This is a genomic window from Rothia amarae (assembly GCF_014705945.2).
Lineage (GTDB): Bacteria > Actinomycetota > Actinomycetes > Actinomycetales > Micrococcaceae > Rothia > Rothia amarae.
Genome location: NZ_CP061538.1, coordinates 1,648,783 through 1,662,870, shown reverse-complemented (window position 1 = coordinate 1,662,870; position 14,088 = coordinate 1,648,783). Strand labels below are relative to the sequence as shown.

Below are 14,088 nucleotides of genomic sequence, written 5' to 3'. Positions count from 1 at the left end.
GACTCTCTGAGTTATTTATTTAGCCGTTGATAATGTGGGGGACACCCAGTTGCTTCAAGCCTTCGAGCCCGAATTCAACGCCGAATCCGGATTGTTTAATACCACCGAAAGGCACTCGCGGATCGATTGCTCCGTGATTGTTAATCCAGGTTGAACCTGCTTCCAATCGAGCTGCTACTTCGCGAGCGCGTTGCCGGTCAGAAGACCACACGGAGCTTCCCAAACCTACTTCAAGTTTGTTCGCTTCTTCGATCGCCCAGTCGAGGTCGCTGTATCGAATAATTGGTAGAACAGGACCAAATTGCTCTTCGACCACCAGCGGATGGTCGGGGTCAATATCTGCAATCAGGGTGGTGGGGTAAAAGTTACCCGGTGCATCGTAGTCCGGGTTGGCTCCCATCAAAACACGTGCTCCTGAGTCGCATGCTGACTTGACGAGGTCGTCCACAATCTTGAACTGCATTTGGTTCTGCAAGGGGCCCAGTACGTTGTTTTCACCAAGACCATCGCCCATCGGCATTTTCTGTGCGACGTCGGTAAGGGCCTGGCAGACCTCTTCGTAGAGAGCATCTGGTACGTACAGGCGTTTGAGCGCTGCACAGGTCTGACCATTATTCAAGAACGCGCCCCAGAAGAGAGTTTCAGCGTGCTCTTTTACATCAAAATCATCGAGGATGATACCGGCGTCGTTGCCGCCGAGTTCCAGCGTGACCCGCTTAACCGTGCCGGAAGCTGCAGCCATGATTTTCTTGCCGGTAGCAGTGGAGCCGGTGAACATAATTTTTCGAATATCGGGGTGCGTGGTGATGGCTACGGTGGCCTCATCATCAGTGAGCAGAGTCTGAAGGATATGTTCTGGGAGCACCGAATTCATGACATAGGTTAGCGCCAGAACACTGAGCGGTGTGTAAGGCGATGGCTTCACAACGATAGTGTTACCCATGCGAAGAGAAGGTGCAATCTGCCACATAGTAATCATCATGGGCCAGTTCCACGGCCCGATTGCACCGACGACGCCGAGGGGGCGGTATTCCATGGTGGCGTATGTTTGCCCGTCGTCCACAAGTACTTCTGGGGCTAGTTCTAGGGCTGCAGTGGTGCGAAGCCAGGCTACACAGGCACCCACTTCAAAGCGGGCGTTGGGCCCGTTGAGCGGTTTGCCCTGTTCGCGGGAGAGGAGCTGGGCGAGGGGCTCTGCTACTGCTTCGATGGCGTCTGCGGCTTTGTTGAGGTAATCCTGACGATCGGAATGCGAGACTTTCGCCCACTCTTTCTGTGCCGTCTTCGCGCGCTCTACGGTGGAGTTGAGCTCATCTAGGTTTTTGACGCTCACGTATCCTACGGTTTCGTCGGTGGATGGATTGCTAATGGGTGTTCCTGCTGAATCGTTTGCGCCGATTGCTTCGAGGAGGTCCTCAAAGGTGGTGGGAAGTGCTGACATGTTTTCTCCTTGAATCTATTACTTAGACTGATTGTCGTGGAGAAACCCAGTGTTGATGTTGTCTGAACGTGCAGAGCGTTTGGTTTCAAGTGTGTGCTGAATCACTCATGAGGTGATAAGAAGTGTAAGATATTCGAATGAACATTCGGTCAGGAAAGGAGAGCATGTGAACCTCGAAGAATGGCGGGCGTCAGTTTCAAAATCTTTTGCCCCCCTCCATATATTTGCTGACCGTCCTGATGAATTTCAGGCGAAAATAACTGAAGTCCAGCTCGATAATGTTCATCTCTACGATATGGAAACCAGCGCCCATCAGGTCTTGCGAGATTCTTCGCTCATTGACGACACCCAAGAACCTTTCTGCAAAATGTCCCTTCAGTTACGCGGTGAGTGCCAACTTATTCAGGACGGGCGAAGTTGTACATTAGTGCCCGGTGACTTGGGAATTTATGTGACCCAACGACCCTATGAGCTAATCTATCCTTCCGAGCAGGCAAGTCTCGTCATTATCTTCCCTTTACGGATGATGCAAATGAGCCCGGACCATATCAACCTCATAACAGCAACACCGGTGAGCAGGAACAGCGGGCTGGGGCGGGTCGCTGTACCCCTTTTTGAACAGCTCGCGCAAAATATGCAGATGCTGTCGGGTCCTCACGCCCTCGCGTTAGTGAAATCCGCCCTCGATATCCTCGTCACCGTCCTCTCCGCAGAATCAAGGGAAACGGCAGGAGACACCGGCGGCACGATCATTTTTCACCGCGCCGTCTCATATATAGATGCCCACCTGGACGACGAAAATCTCAACCCCACCACAGTAGCCCAGGCACTCTTTATTTCCCTGAGGCAGTTGCATACTCGTTTCTCGGAGAGGCAGCTGACGGTTTCCTCTTATATTCGCCGGCGCCGTCTGAATGCAATCCGGGAAGATCTCAGCAACCCTCTGCTCGGTCACGAACCAATTCACACCATTAGCGCGCGGTATGGCCTCCATGATTCTGCGTATGTGAGCAAGGCGTTTAAGCAGGAATTCGGGGAAAGTCCCGCCGCATTTCGTAAACGAATCCTCGACGGGCAATAAAGTGGAATAGCAAAAGACGGCTGGTTCCTTTCGAAACCAACCGCCTTTACCTTTTACGAAAATGGATTTACTTGACGGGCGCTAATGCTCCCTCAAAGTAAGCGCAAATCCCCTCGAAATCATTGAGCGGTAGAACGGCAGCAACATATTGATCGGGGCGAACAATCACGACGGCGCCGTCCTTGCTAATGCCGCGAACGTCAAAAATATTATTTTCAGGAATAACCGAGTAAATTTTCTCCCAGTAATCCAGACCCAGCTCGCCTACCGGAGGGCGGAAAATTTCTGGTACTTCTGGACAAGTGAAAGTGGTGTACTCGCTCTGATAGATAACGTTAGGTTCTATCAGGGTTGAAATATCATCGCCTTCTTTGCGGAACTGCACGAAGGGGGAGCGGGGATCATGAAGTAGCTTCTCTGCAAGAGCATCTACCGTGGACTTTTCCTGCACCGGTGCATCATCAGCAAAGACATAGAGCCGATAACGACCGTCGGCTTTATGTTCATGTCCCAGATGGCGGACATAGGCATCTAGCCGGCGCATGACTTCCGCGGACCGGAATCGCTTACCGATAGGGAAGCCGGTAGCAAGATTTTGATGCTCAGCGGTCGAGGTAATCATCGACGGTTGATATTCGGTCATAAAGCCTGCGGGGAATTCCGCCGTCTTGACGTAAAAATTTTCCAGATACGCTGGATCGGGTAACTGATCGGCAGGAGTTGCCATCAGAGTGGACCACTCTTTATCGAAATCAATCAGGTTCTTAGCGATTTCCTGGCGCTCGCCCGAATAGGTATCGAGAAGAGAAGATGGAGCTCGCCCCGAAAGAACCTGACCCAACTTCCAAGCGATATTCCAGCCGTCTTGCATCGAAACGTTCATTCCCTGACCAGCTTTGGCAGAGTGGGTATGGCAGGCATCTCCTGTAATAAAGACACGCGGGCACACCGCCCCGCGGTCGTCCGGGTTGACGTCATCAAAGTGGTCAGTGAGGCGGTGCCCCACCTCGTACACCGAATGCCAGGCAACCTGCTTGACGTCCAAAGAGTAGGGGGTGAGAATCGCGTTGGCCCGATCGATAATCTGTTCGATGGTGGTTTCTCGGACGCGGTGGTTATCGTCTTCGGGTACTTCGCCGAGGTCGATATACATGCGTACCAGATGCCCGCCTTCACGAGGAATATGGAGAATCGATCCGTGCTTGGAGCTGATGGCACATTTGGTGTGCATATCGGGAAAGTCTGTATTTGCTAGAACGTCCATGACGCCCCAGGCGTGGTTAGCAGACATGCCGGTGAGCGTTCGTCCGATTGATTTACGGACGCCGCTGCGGGCGCCGTCGCAACCCACTACATATTTAGCGCAAACGGTGCGTTCTTCGCCTGCTCGTTCACCGGCGACGTACCGAAGGTGCACTGAGACGGGGTATTCGTTGGTGCCATCTTTGTCAATGTCTAAGGAGAGGAACTCAATTCCATAGTCGGGGGTGATACGCCCCGGAGAGCGTTCGGCAAACTCTCTAAAGTAATCCAATACTCGTGCCTGGTTCACGATGAGGTGGGGGAACTCAGATATATTGTTGGGATCATCGGGGGTTCGGGCGGTCCGAATAATGTTCTGGGGGTTTTGCGGATCCGGTTTCCAGAAGCACATTTCGGTGAGATGGTATGCCTCACGGATGAGTTCTTCGGCAAATTCAAAGGCCTGGAAAGTTTCTACGGAGCGTGCCTGAATGCCGTCTGCTTGGCCCAGGGGTAGGCGTCCGTCCCGTCGCTCAATCAGGCGGGTATTGACGTCAGGAAACTGAGAAAGCTGTGCTGCTGCAATCATGCCCGCAGGGCCAGAGCCCACAATCAGAACATCCATTTCATCAGGGAGTTCTTCGGAGCGGTTCTCTCCATATCCTGCAGGAAATTCGACGCGCGGGTCTATTGAAACGTATCCGTTGTGGTGAAAATGCACGGTTACTCCTTTGTTTAGTGGATCGTCTTTGAGCGGTGGCGACGGTGACATCGCTCAGTTAGAAGGGGCTGGTGAATCGGTTAGTGGTTGAGGATCGGATTGGAATGGTTCTTCTGGTGAAAGATGAAAGATGATTGAGCCTGCACCTGCTCGTGCGCAAGACCAAGGGGAATACCCGAGCGATCTCTGAGAAGAAGAATTGAGATGAGACTGATTGCATCAGTACTATTTTGCGGCCGAACTTATCGCCAAGATGGCCAGCGAGAAACGCGACTAGGGGGCGAAAAAGAAAACTCAAACCCACGGTGGCAAAAGTAAGGAGTGTAGCAGCCTGTGGACCAAGGGGTTCGAAAAAGAGGGTTGTGAAAACTAGGCCGGCAGCAGAGGCGTAGAGAAAGTAGTCGTACCATTCGATGCTGGTGCCAATGACAGTTCCCGCCACGACACGGCGTTGTTCTTTGCGCTGAGCTACAGTCCGTAAAGCGGCTGTGGTGGTTGTCGGATCATGGTATGCGGCCACGATACCTCCTTGTGTGTGGGGCTGAAGCGCACTCATGATTTGTGACGTACACTACTTGCTAACCTTGATTGGATAATATACGATTTCAAATAAGATTCCAAGAGATTTCATGATAAGGCTCACAAAATGGTCGAGATTAATCAGCAAAAATTTCAACAAGAAACCGGCAAAATCATTGCGGTGCACGTGGCATATGAATCCCGTGCCCAACAGCGCGGTCGGCGTCCTCAACAACCTTCCTACTTTTTCAAACCAACGAGCTCACTCTCATTTTCTGGGTCTTCTGTAGAACGCCCCGCGGGAACGGAACTGCTTGCCTTTGAAGGGGAAATCGCTCTTATCATCGGTAAGGTAGCTCACCGGGTTTCGCTGGAAGACGCCTGGCGCCACGTAAGATATGTCACCGCCGCTAACGATTTAGGTATCTATGACTATCGTGCCGCGGATAAAGGATCAAATGTCCGCTCCAAAGGTCGCGATGGGTACACCCCGATCGGCCCTGAACTGATAGAGGCATCAGCAGTCCGCCCAGATGAACTGCGGATTCGTACCTGGGTTAACGGTGAACTTCGCCAAGAAGACACCACTGAAGACGAGCACATGATTTTTTCGCTTCCCCAGTTCGTCGCTGACCTCTCTCAACATATGACTCTGGAACCCGGCGATATTATCCTCACCGGCACACCTGCCAAATCTTCGGTGATTGCCCCTGGCGATACCGTAGAAATTGAAGTCGATGCCCCTGCAGCCAACGGCAACCTCACCAGCGGCAAGCTAAAAACACAGGTGGTCGCAGGAGCAGGCAACTTTGATTCCGCGATCGGAACCTTACCCTCTACTCATGAAACTCAGATTGAAGAAGCCTGGGGCTCTCGTGAAGAAGCAGGATTACCCCCTAAACCATCCCTTACCGCAGAGACCCGCGCACTTTTGGAAACAATCCCCACCGCCGGGCTCTCTGCCCAGTTGCGCCAGCGCGGTCTGAACAATGTCGTCATTGAAGGGGTCTACCCTCAGACTCCCGGTACCAAAATGGTAGGTACAGCTAAAACCCTTCGTTTTGTGCCCAACCGCGAAGACCTCTTCAAGAAGCACGGCGGGGGATTCAACGCCCAAAAACAATGCTTTGATGCGGTCAAAGATGGTGAGGTCATTGTCATCGAAGCACGCGGGGAATCCGGCTCGGGGACCCTTGGAGATATCCTCGCCCTGCGCGCCAAAAACAACGGGGCCGCAGGTGTTGTTACCGACGGTGGGGTTCGAGACTACTCAGCAGTTCAAGAGATTGGACTACCCGTTTTTACCCAGGGTGCACACCCTGCGGTTCTTGGGCGTAAGCACGTACCGTGGGAGTCTGATGTAGCTGTGGCATGCGGCAACGCGACCGTGCTCCCTGGCGACGTCATCGTAGGCGACGACGACGGCGTCATCGTCATTCCCCTCGAACTGGTCGATGAAGTCGCACACGACGCCCAAGCCAAAGAACACCAAGATTCCTGGGTAGCTGAGCGCGTAGCCGAAGGCTACCCCGTCGATGGACTCTTTCCCCCTGTAGGAGAATGGAAAGAAAAATATCAGCAGTGGCTCAAAGAAAATCCCGTCCACTAGCTGAAGACAAAGCCGAAAGATTTTCTCCCCTATGACGAGCACGCCACCCCTGATCACCACAAGTACCGAGCTTTCCAAAGCACAACTGGCATATCTGTGGATCAAAGAACGAATTACCAGCGGAGAGTTCACCCCTGGCTACAGACTGGTTCTTTCCACTATTGCCACAAACCTCGATATGTCCGTTGTGCCGGTACGAGAAGCCGTACGCCGTTTAGAAGCTGAAGGGAGCGTAAATTTTGAGCGCAACGTCGGAGCCAGCGTTGCCATGGTTGATGAATCAGAATATCGAGTGATTATGGAAACCCTCGGCGTGCTGGAAGGAGCGGCAACCGCGTTGTCCTTCGCCTACATTACCGACCGAGATCTCGCAGTAGCACGATCCATCATTCGGGAAATGGACGAATCACTGGCAAATTTTGACCCCAAAACCTTCACCCAGAAAAACCAAGAATTCCACCAAATTCTCTACTCCAAATGCCCCAACCACCGACTCACTGAGCTTGCAGATTCTGAGTGGGAACGGTTGAACAATATTAGAACTTCATCGTTTTCATTTGTGCCGGACAGGGCTAGAGAATCAGTTGCAGAGCACTATCAATTACTCGATCTTATTGAGACTAGTTCTACGGGGCGTGGCATTGAAGAAGCGGTGCGAGCACACCGCACCGCTACTTTAGAAACGTACCTTACTAATCACTGGAAGACCCACCGAACCCTCTAGATTTAGAACAAACGAAGGAGTTTGACGATGAACACCGAAACCATCACTGATCGCAAAGCTGCACAGCCCGCTGACTTGCCAGAGAAAATTCAGCACTATATCAACGGGCAATTCGTCGATTCAATCGACGGCGATACCTTCGATGTACTCGACCCAGTCACCAATAAGCCCTATATCAAAGCAGCCTCCGGCAAAAAAGAAGACATCGAAGCAGCTGTTAAAGCAGCTAAAGAAGCCTTCAAAAACGGCCCCTGGCCCACGATGCTACCTCGCGAACGCGCTCGCCTTCTGACCAAAATCGCAGACATCGTGGAGTCCCGTGAGCAAGTTCTTGCCGAAATGGAATCCTATGATTCGGGTTTGCCTATCACTCAGGCGAAGGGCCAGGCGCGACGCGCCGCAGAGAATTTCCGCTTCTTTGCAGATTTGATTGTGGCTCAGTCAGATGACACCTTCAAGGTACCGGGGCGGCAGATTAACTATGTCAACCGTAAGCCTATTGGCGTTGCGGGTTTGATTACCCCCTGGAATACGCCGTTCATGTTGGAATCCTGGAAACTGGCCCCTGCATTGGCCACCGGCAACACCGTTGTGCTCAAGCCTGCTGAATTCACACCGCTTTCGGCATCACTGTGGGCAGGCATTTTTGAAGAAGCAGGCTTGCCCCAAGGCGTGTTCAACCTGGTGAACGGGTTTGGCGAGACCGCAGGCGATTCGCTGGTGAAGCATCCTGACGTTCCTCTGATTTCCTTCACCGGCGAGTCCAAGACCGGCCAGATTATCTTTGGAAATTCAGCACCCTTTCTCAAGGGTCTTTCCATGGAGCTCGGCGGCAAGTCACCGGTTGTAGTCTTTGACGACGCCGACCTGGAAACCGCCGTCAATGCCACCATCTTTGGTGTGTTCTCTTTGAACGGCGAGCGTTGCACTGCCGGTTCACGCATTATCGTCCAGCGTGGAATTTACGATGAATTCGTTGAGCGCTATGCGGCTCAGGCGAAGCGCGTTAAGGTAGGTCTTCCCTCGGATCCGAAAACCGAAGTCGGGGCGCTGGTGCACCCCGAGCACTTCGAAAAAGTGATGAGTTATGTCGAACTCGGCAAGGAAGAAGGCCGACTGGTTGCCGGTGGCGGACGCCCCGAAGAGTTCCCCGAGGGCAACTTTGTGCAGCCCACTGTATTTACCGACGTCGCTCCCGACGCTCGTATCTTCCAAGAAGAAATATTTGGTCCTGTAGTAGCCATTACTCCTTTCGACACCGAAGAAGAAGCACTCGAACTTGCCAATAACACCAAATACGGATTGGCAGCATACATCTGGACTTCTAATCTGCAGCGTGCTCACAACTTCTCCCAGGCAGTAGAAGCGGGCATGGTATGGCTGAACTCCAACAACGTTCGTGATTTGCGCACCCCCTTTGGCGGAGTGAAGGCATCCGGGCTCGGGCACGAAGGTGGCTACCGCTCCATCGATTTCTACACCGACCAGCAAGCCGTCCACATCAACCTGGGTGAAGTTCACAACCCTGTCTTCGGCAAAGCCGACTAAACCACCGATGGCGCTTACGCCACGCACACCGTTCTGGTTGAGGTCAAAGAAGCCCCGAGCCAGAACACTAGATAAGAAAGTAAGATCATGGCACCAGAATTTGTCAGCTACGACGTCGTTACCCCAGATGCAGATGCACCCGATGTGCTGCGTTGTGCATCCATGGAATTAGTCGTCACCGACTTGAAACGCTCACGAGATTTTTACGTAGATGTGCTCGGCCTCGTCGTCACCGAAGAAGACGACGACGCAATCTACCTGCGCTCGCTCGAAGAATTTATCCACCACAACCTGATTCTTCGTAAAGGCGATACGCCTGCGGTAGCAGCGTTCTCCTACCGCGTTCGCACTCCCGAAGACCTCGATAAAGCAGAGAAATTTTACGCTGCGCGCGGCTGCGAAGTACGCCGCAACAAAGAGGGATTTGTTAAAGGACTGGGCGATTCAGTACGAGTCCAAGATCCGCTAGGGTTCCCCTACGAATTCTTCTACGAGGTCGAACACGTAAAGCGTCTGTGCTGGGACTACCATGTTTACACCCCCGGCGCTTTGGTCCGCTTGGACCACTTCAACCAGGTCACCCCTGATGTTCCCAAGGCAGTTGCCTACATGGAAGACCTCGGATTCCGCGTGACCGAAGATATTCAGGATGCAGAGGGTACCTCTTACGCCGCATGGATGCGCCGTAAGCCCACTGTCCACGACACCGCAATGACCGGCGGCGATGGTCCCCGCATGCACCACGTAGCATTCGCAACCCACGAAAAGCACAACATCATCGCAATCTGCGACAAACTAGGTGCTCTTCGCCTCTCCGACCACATTGAACGCGGCCCCGGGCGTCACGGCGTCTCCAACGCTTACTACCTCTATCTGCGCGACCCAGACGGTCACCGCGTAGAAATCTACACTCAGGATTACTACACCGGTGACCCTGACAACCCCCGCGTGACCTGGGACGTCCACGACAACCAACGTCGCGACTGGTGGGGTACACCCGTCGTGCCTTCCTGGTACACCGATGCCTCCCGTGTACTCGACCTCGACGGCAACCTCATGCCCTTGACCGAACGCACCGACGACTCCGAAATGGCACAAACCATCGGAGCAGATGGCTTCTCCTATACCCGTAAGGAGGAGGGTGAAGAGTCAATGCCCGAGTGGAAGCAGGGCGAGTACAAACTGGGGCACCAGCTCTAACAGGGCTGTTATACCTATAAACCTACTGGATAGAGGTGTGCGGGGAAATGCTCCTTCCCTCGCGCTGGTCCCTCGGTCAGACAGAGCCCCCGCGCATCTCTACCCATCCGGTACATCAAAGTATTAGCCCTGTGGTTTGCTCTGCAGCCTCCGTTTCATCCGTTGTCCATTCCAAGGAAGAACATGCTCACCGAAGAACAACTCACCACGATTGCAGATAATCTGGCAGAGGCTGAGAAGTCTCGGACCATGATTCCCCGCCTCACCGCCCAATACCCAGAGATGACAGTAGAAGATTCTTACGCGGTACAAAACACCTGGCGAGCACGGGGCGAGGCCGCAGGACGCCGACTGGCGGGGCGAAAAATTGGGCTTACCTCCAAAGTGATGCAGGAAGCCACCGGCATTACTGAACCTGATTATGGTGCAATTTTTGCCGATCAGATATTTGAGAACGGATCAGTGATTGAACACGCCCAATTCTCGAACGTACGCATCGAGGTGGAGCTAGCGTTCGTCCTCAAAGATGATGTGAAGGGGCCAGACACCACCATTTTTGATGTGCTCAAAGCTACTGACTATGTGGTTCCCGCGCTAGAAATTTTGAGCTCACGGATCGAGATGGAAGGCCGCACCATCGTCGATACCATCAGCGATAATGCCGCACTCGGTGGCATGATTTACGGCGGAACTCCCATAGCTCCTGATGCCGTAGATTTGCGATGGATTTCGGCACTCTTGTATCGCAACGAAACGATTGAAGATACCGGGGTTGCGGCTGCGGTACTGAACCACCCTGCGATGGGCGTGGTGTGGCTGGCTAACAAACTTGCTCAGCACGGTGATTCATTGAAGTCGGGAGAAATAATATTGGCTGGGTCTTTCACCAAGCCAATGTGGGTTTACCCCGGAGATACAGTGCATGCTGACTATGGTGATTTGGGGTCAATTTCATGTCGCTTCGAGTAAAAAAGATGCTGGCGGATGAGGCAAACCTCCCCGTCCCCGGTTTGCCTCCCAGCTTCAAAGACCTCTTCAGCCCCGTTGCCCAGCAAAATTCTGACGCACCGGTCACTGGACTTTTTGTCTGCTCTGGTGATGTAGGAGTCGCAGAGATTTGTGCCGGCGCGGGTTTTGACTACCTTTTGATTGATGGTGAGCATGCGCCGCTGTCGTTGCAAAACATCCAGAATCAACTCCGTACTGTAGCTGCTTACCCAACGCTGGCTCTGGTGCGCGTGCCCTCCAATCATGAAGTCACCATTAAGCAGTATCTAGATTTGGGTGCTCAATCCTTGCTTGTACCTATGGTCGATACTGCCGACGACGCGCGTGTAGCCGCCGCTGCGGTGGAATACCCCGGCTCCGGCGTCCGAGGAGTGGGGTCGGCGCTTGCCCGTTCGGCCAGGTGGAACCGTGTGCCTCAGTATCTAGCGAATGCCCGCGCATCGATCTCTTTGGTGGTTCAAATCGAATCTGCTGAGGGAGTCAAAAACGTCGATGAGATTTTGGCGGTGGAGGGTGTTGATGCGCTTTTCATTGGTCCTTCAGACCTAGCAGCATCGATGGGGTATTTAGGGCAGCAGAATCATGAAGAAGTTGTTTCTGCTGTTTTGGAGGTCATCAAGAAAGCGAATGAGCGCGGCAAAATCGTGGGTGTGAATGCCTTTGATCAGGAGCAGGCGCAAGAGTATCTCCTCGCGGGAGCGGACTTTATTAACATTGGTGCGGATGTGGCACTTTTAGCGCGAGCAACCGAGAATTTAGCGCAGTTATGGCGCCGCGATCAAGGCGGTCAGCAGATTACCTCCAGTTACTAGAATTAGCGCATGAAAATATACCTAAATATTTGGAGATAAAGATGTGAGGGTCGTATCATTAGGTATGCCTCAGTAAAAGCTCAGGTAATCCTAGAGAAAGCACCTCATCGTGTTTCAAAATTTCCTCATCGGTCTGCGAGAAGGACTGGAAGCAGCCCTCATCGTAGGAATTTTGATTGCTTACGTTCGCAAAACAAACCGCGCATTTTTGCTACCTAAAATTTGGATGGGTGTTTCGCTGGCGATTCTGATATCGCTAGGATTTGGAGCTTTCCTGACTTTCGGACCCAACGGTCTCACTTTCGAAGCACAGGAAGCAATTGGCGGTGCGCTGTCTATCATCGCCGTGGGGTTTGTGACGTGGATGATTTTCTGGATGGCAGAGAACTCACGCAATCTCTCCAAACAACTGGGACAGCGTATCGATGCGGTGGAAACTAGCACCTGGGGAGTCATTCTTCTGGCGGCTCTTTCAGTAGGTCGAGAAGGACTCGAAACGGCGCTGTTTCTCTGGGCAGCATCGCAATCAGCAGGTTCGGGCTCATTGGCGCTCGTCGGTGCCCTTCTTGGTATCCTCCTCGCGGTACTTCTTGCCTGGCTTTTGATGCGCGGTGTCCTTAAACTGAACCTCTCAAAATTTTTCAAGTGGACAGGCGCGTTTCTTATTTTTGTAGCAGCAGGGGTTCTTGCCTACGGTGTGCATGATCTTCAAGAAGCCGGTATTCTGCCCGGACTGCACCACCTTGCTTTCGATGTATCGGATACTATTCCGCCGACGTCGGTCGCAGGCACACTCCTCAAGGGAATTTTCAATTTTTCTCCGGCAACCACCTGGCTGGAAGCCATCGTCTGGGTACTTTATGTAGCTATTGTGCTGACCTTCTTTGTCCGCTCCTACCGTGCTCCCAAAGTCTCACCTAAGACTGCCGTTGCGAGCGTCGCTTCTTAATTTTTCTTTCTCACATCTCTATCACCCCATTGAATTTCAAGGAAAAACCGTGAAAAAACCTCTACTTATTTCAGGTGTGTCTGTCTCCCTGCTAGCAATGGCGCTGACCGGGTGCACTCCGAATAATAAGGGTGCCAGCGATTCAGACGGCACCGTATCTGTTACTTCCACCGCCTCCGAATGCAAGCTCTCTACCACCGAGGTAAAGGCAGGAAAGACTACCTTCTCCGTGAAGAACGACGGTAACGAAGTAACCGAATTCTACGTTCTGGCAGAAGATGGATTGCGTATTCTCTCCGAAGTAGAGAATATTGGCCCGAGTATTAGCCGTGATCTCACGGTGGAACTTGCCGAAGGTAAGTACAAGACTTCCTGTAAGCCGGGCATGGTGGGCGACGGCATCGTGGGAGATCTAACGGTTACATCGAACCCCGATGCCACCGCTGTTTCTGCTGATGAGCAGGCTCTGCGCGATACCGCCATTTCCCAGTACACCTCCTATGTCAAGGACCAGGTAGAGCAGCTCAAGACCGCTACTGGTGACTTCGCCGAAGCATATCAGTCTGGTGACTTCGAGAAGGCGCGTGTACTCTACCCCCAGGCGCGATTGCATTTCGAACGTATAGAACCTGTTGCTGAGTCATTTGGCGATCTTGATCCCAAGCTAGACGCCCGCGAAGCCGACGTTGAAGAAGGCCAGGAATGGACCGGATGGCACAAGATAGAAAAAGATCTCTGGCAGCCTAAACCTGCTGAAAACGATGGCAAAACCTACACTGCCCTCACCGATGCTGAACGCGCTAGAGTTGCCGAACAACTGGTCACCGACACCAATTCCCTCTACGAGAAGACCCGCGATGTCGATTTGACGGTGGATCAGATTGCTAACGGCGCCAAGGGTCTCCTTGATGAAGTTACCGCATCTAAAGTCACCGGTGAAGAAGAAATCTGGTCGCATACAGATCTTTCGGACTTTCAAGGAAACGTTGACGGCGCTCGGGTAGCTTTCGAAGATCTTCGCCCTATCGTGGAGAAAAAAGACTCTGAATTAGCGTCCAACATCGACGAAAAATTCAAAGACGTGCAAACTCTCCTCGACCAGCATCGGGAGGGCGAAGGATTCGTGTCTTACACCGAGCTTAGTGAAGACCAAGTGCGTGAACTATCCGACTCTATTGATGCCCTCAGCGAGCCTTTGAGTAAGCTCACCGGCGTCGTTGTCTCCTAGAAGAAT

General features: G+C 52.7%; 11 protein-coding genes and 1 pseudogene. 9 read left to right on the top strand and 3 right to left on the bottom strand.

Annotation, left to right across the window (positions count from 1 at the left end):
- Positions 1-19 precede the first annotated feature (19 nt).
- Entirely contained in the window at positions 20-1,441 is a 1,422-nt protein-coding gene (locus tag IDM48_RS07820; protein ID WP_190616835.1) for an aldehyde dehydrogenase family protein, read from the bottom strand.
- Positions 1,442-1,607: 166 nt separating this feature from the next.
- Here IDM48_RS07820 and IDM48_RS07815 point away from each other — a divergent pair, with 166 nt between their 5' ends.
- Positions 1,608-2,522 (top strand): AraC-like ligand-binding domain-containing protein, encoded by a 915-nt coding sequence (locus IDM48_RS07815; protein ID WP_068168074.1) that lies wholly within the window; start codon positions 1,608-1,610, stop codon positions 2,520-2,522.
- A gap of 67 nt (positions 2,523-2,589) precedes the next feature.
- Here the strand turns inward: IDM48_RS07815 and IDM48_RS07810 are convergent, their stop codons facing one another.
- Both IDM48_RS07810 and IDM48_RS07805 read right to left on the bottom strand, forming a co-directional pair.
- Entirely contained in the window at positions 2,590-4,485 is a 1,896-nt protein-coding gene (locus IDM48_RS07810; RefSeq protein ID WP_190616833.1) for an FAD-binding monooxygenase, read from the bottom strand.
- Between the two features lie 217 nt (positions 4,486-4,702).
- Positions 4,703-5,041 (bottom strand): annotated as a pseudogene (locus IDM48_RS07805) (hypothetical protein); the annotation flags it as partial.
- A 90-nt stretch (positions 5,042-5,131) separates the two neighbouring features.
- Between IDM48_RS07805 and IDM48_RS07800 the strand changes: the two are divergent.
- The 8 genes from IDM48_RS07800 to efeO all read left to right on the top strand — a co-directional run bounded on the left by IDM48_RS07800 (position 5,132) and on the right by efeO (position 14,082).
- On the top strand, positions 5,132-6,613 hold the full coding sequence (locus IDM48_RS07800) for a fumarylacetoacetate hydrolase family protein (RefSeq protein ID WP_190616829.1): 1,482 nt from the start codon (positions 5,132-5,134) through the stop codon (positions 6,611-6,613).
- A gap of 31 nt (positions 6,614-6,644) precedes the next feature.
- A complete protein-coding gene (locus tag IDM48_RS07795; protein WP_190616828.1) occupies positions 6,645-7,337 on the top strand; it encodes a GntR family transcriptional regulator in 693 nt (230 codons plus the stop codon).
- A 27-nt stretch (positions 7,338-7,364) separates the two neighbouring features.
- The gene (gene hpaE, locus IDM48_RS07790) at positions 7,365-8,885 is read left to right on the top strand and encodes a 5-carboxymethyl-2-hydroxymuconate semialdehyde dehydrogenase (RefSeq protein WP_190616826.1); all 1,521 of its coding nucleotides are present in this window, start codon (positions 7,365-7,367) and stop codon (positions 8,883-8,885) included.
- A gap of 87 nt (positions 8,886-8,972) precedes the next feature.
- Complete coding sequence (gene hpaD, locus IDM48_RS07785; RefSeq protein WP_145174936.1) at positions 8,973-10,085, top strand: 3,4-dihydroxyphenylacetate 2,3-dioxygenase; 1,113 nt, start codon at positions 8,973-8,975, stop codon at positions 10,083-10,085.
- A 183-nt stretch (positions 10,086-10,268) separates the two neighbouring features.
- Positions 10,269-11,054 carry a 2-oxo-hept-4-ene-1,7-dioate hydratase gene (hpaH, locus tag IDM48_RS07780; RefSeq protein WP_190616824.1) on the top strand — a complete coding sequence of 262 codons (786 nt, stop codon included), beginning with the start codon at positions 10,269-10,271 and terminating at the stop codon, positions 11,052-11,054.
- Positions 11,039-11,905, top strand: coding sequence for an HpcH/HpaI aldolase family protein (locus IDM48_RS07775; RefSeq protein WP_238397933.1), 867 nt, complete (start codon positions 11,039-11,041; stop codon positions 11,903-11,905). The genes hpaH and IDM48_RS07775 overlap by 16 nt, the downstream gene beginning before the upstream one ends.
- 109 nt (positions 11,906-12,014) lie before the next feature.
- Positions 12,015-12,854 carry an iron uptake transporter permease EfeU gene (gene efeU / locus IDM48_RS07770; RefSeq protein WP_068168096.1) on the top strand — a complete coding sequence of 280 codons (840 nt, stop codon included), beginning with the start codon at positions 12,015-12,017 and terminating at the stop codon, positions 12,852-12,854.
- Between the two features lie 49 nt (positions 12,855-12,903).
- Complete coding sequence (gene efeO, locus IDM48_RS11650) at positions 12,904-14,082, top strand: iron uptake system protein EfeO (protein WP_068168099.1); 1,179 nt, start codon at positions 12,904-12,906, stop codon at positions 14,080-14,082.
- Positions 14,083-14,088 lie beyond the last annotated feature (6 nt).

Coding starts and splice junctions, on each gene's coding strand:
- hpaD (WP_145174936.1), top strand. CDS start 8,973: ATGGCACCAGAATTTGTCAGCTACGACGTCGTTACCCCAGATGCAGAT.
- IDM48_RS07795 (WP_190616828.1), top strand. CDS start 6,645: ATGACGAGCACGCCACCCCTGATCACCACAAGTACCGAGCTTTCCAAA.
- hpaE (WP_190616826.1), top strand. CDS start 7,365: ATGAACACCGAAACCATCACTGATCGCAAAGCTGCACAGCCCGCTGAC.
- hpaH (WP_190616824.1), top strand. CDS start 10,269: ATGCTCACCGAAGAACAACTCACCACGATTGCAGATAATCTGGCAGAG.
- IDM48_RS07800 (WP_190616829.1), top strand. CDS start 5,132: ATGGTCGAGATTAATCAGCAAAAATTTCAACAAGAAACCGGCAAAATC.
- IDM48_RS07820 (WP_190616835.1), bottom strand. CDS start 1,441: ATGTCAGCACTTCCCACCACCTTTGAGGACCTCCTCGAAGCAATCGGC.
- IDM48_RS07775 (WP_238397933.1), top strand. CDS start 11,039: ATGTCGCTTCGAGTAAAAAAGATGCTGGCGGATGAGGCAAACCTCCCC.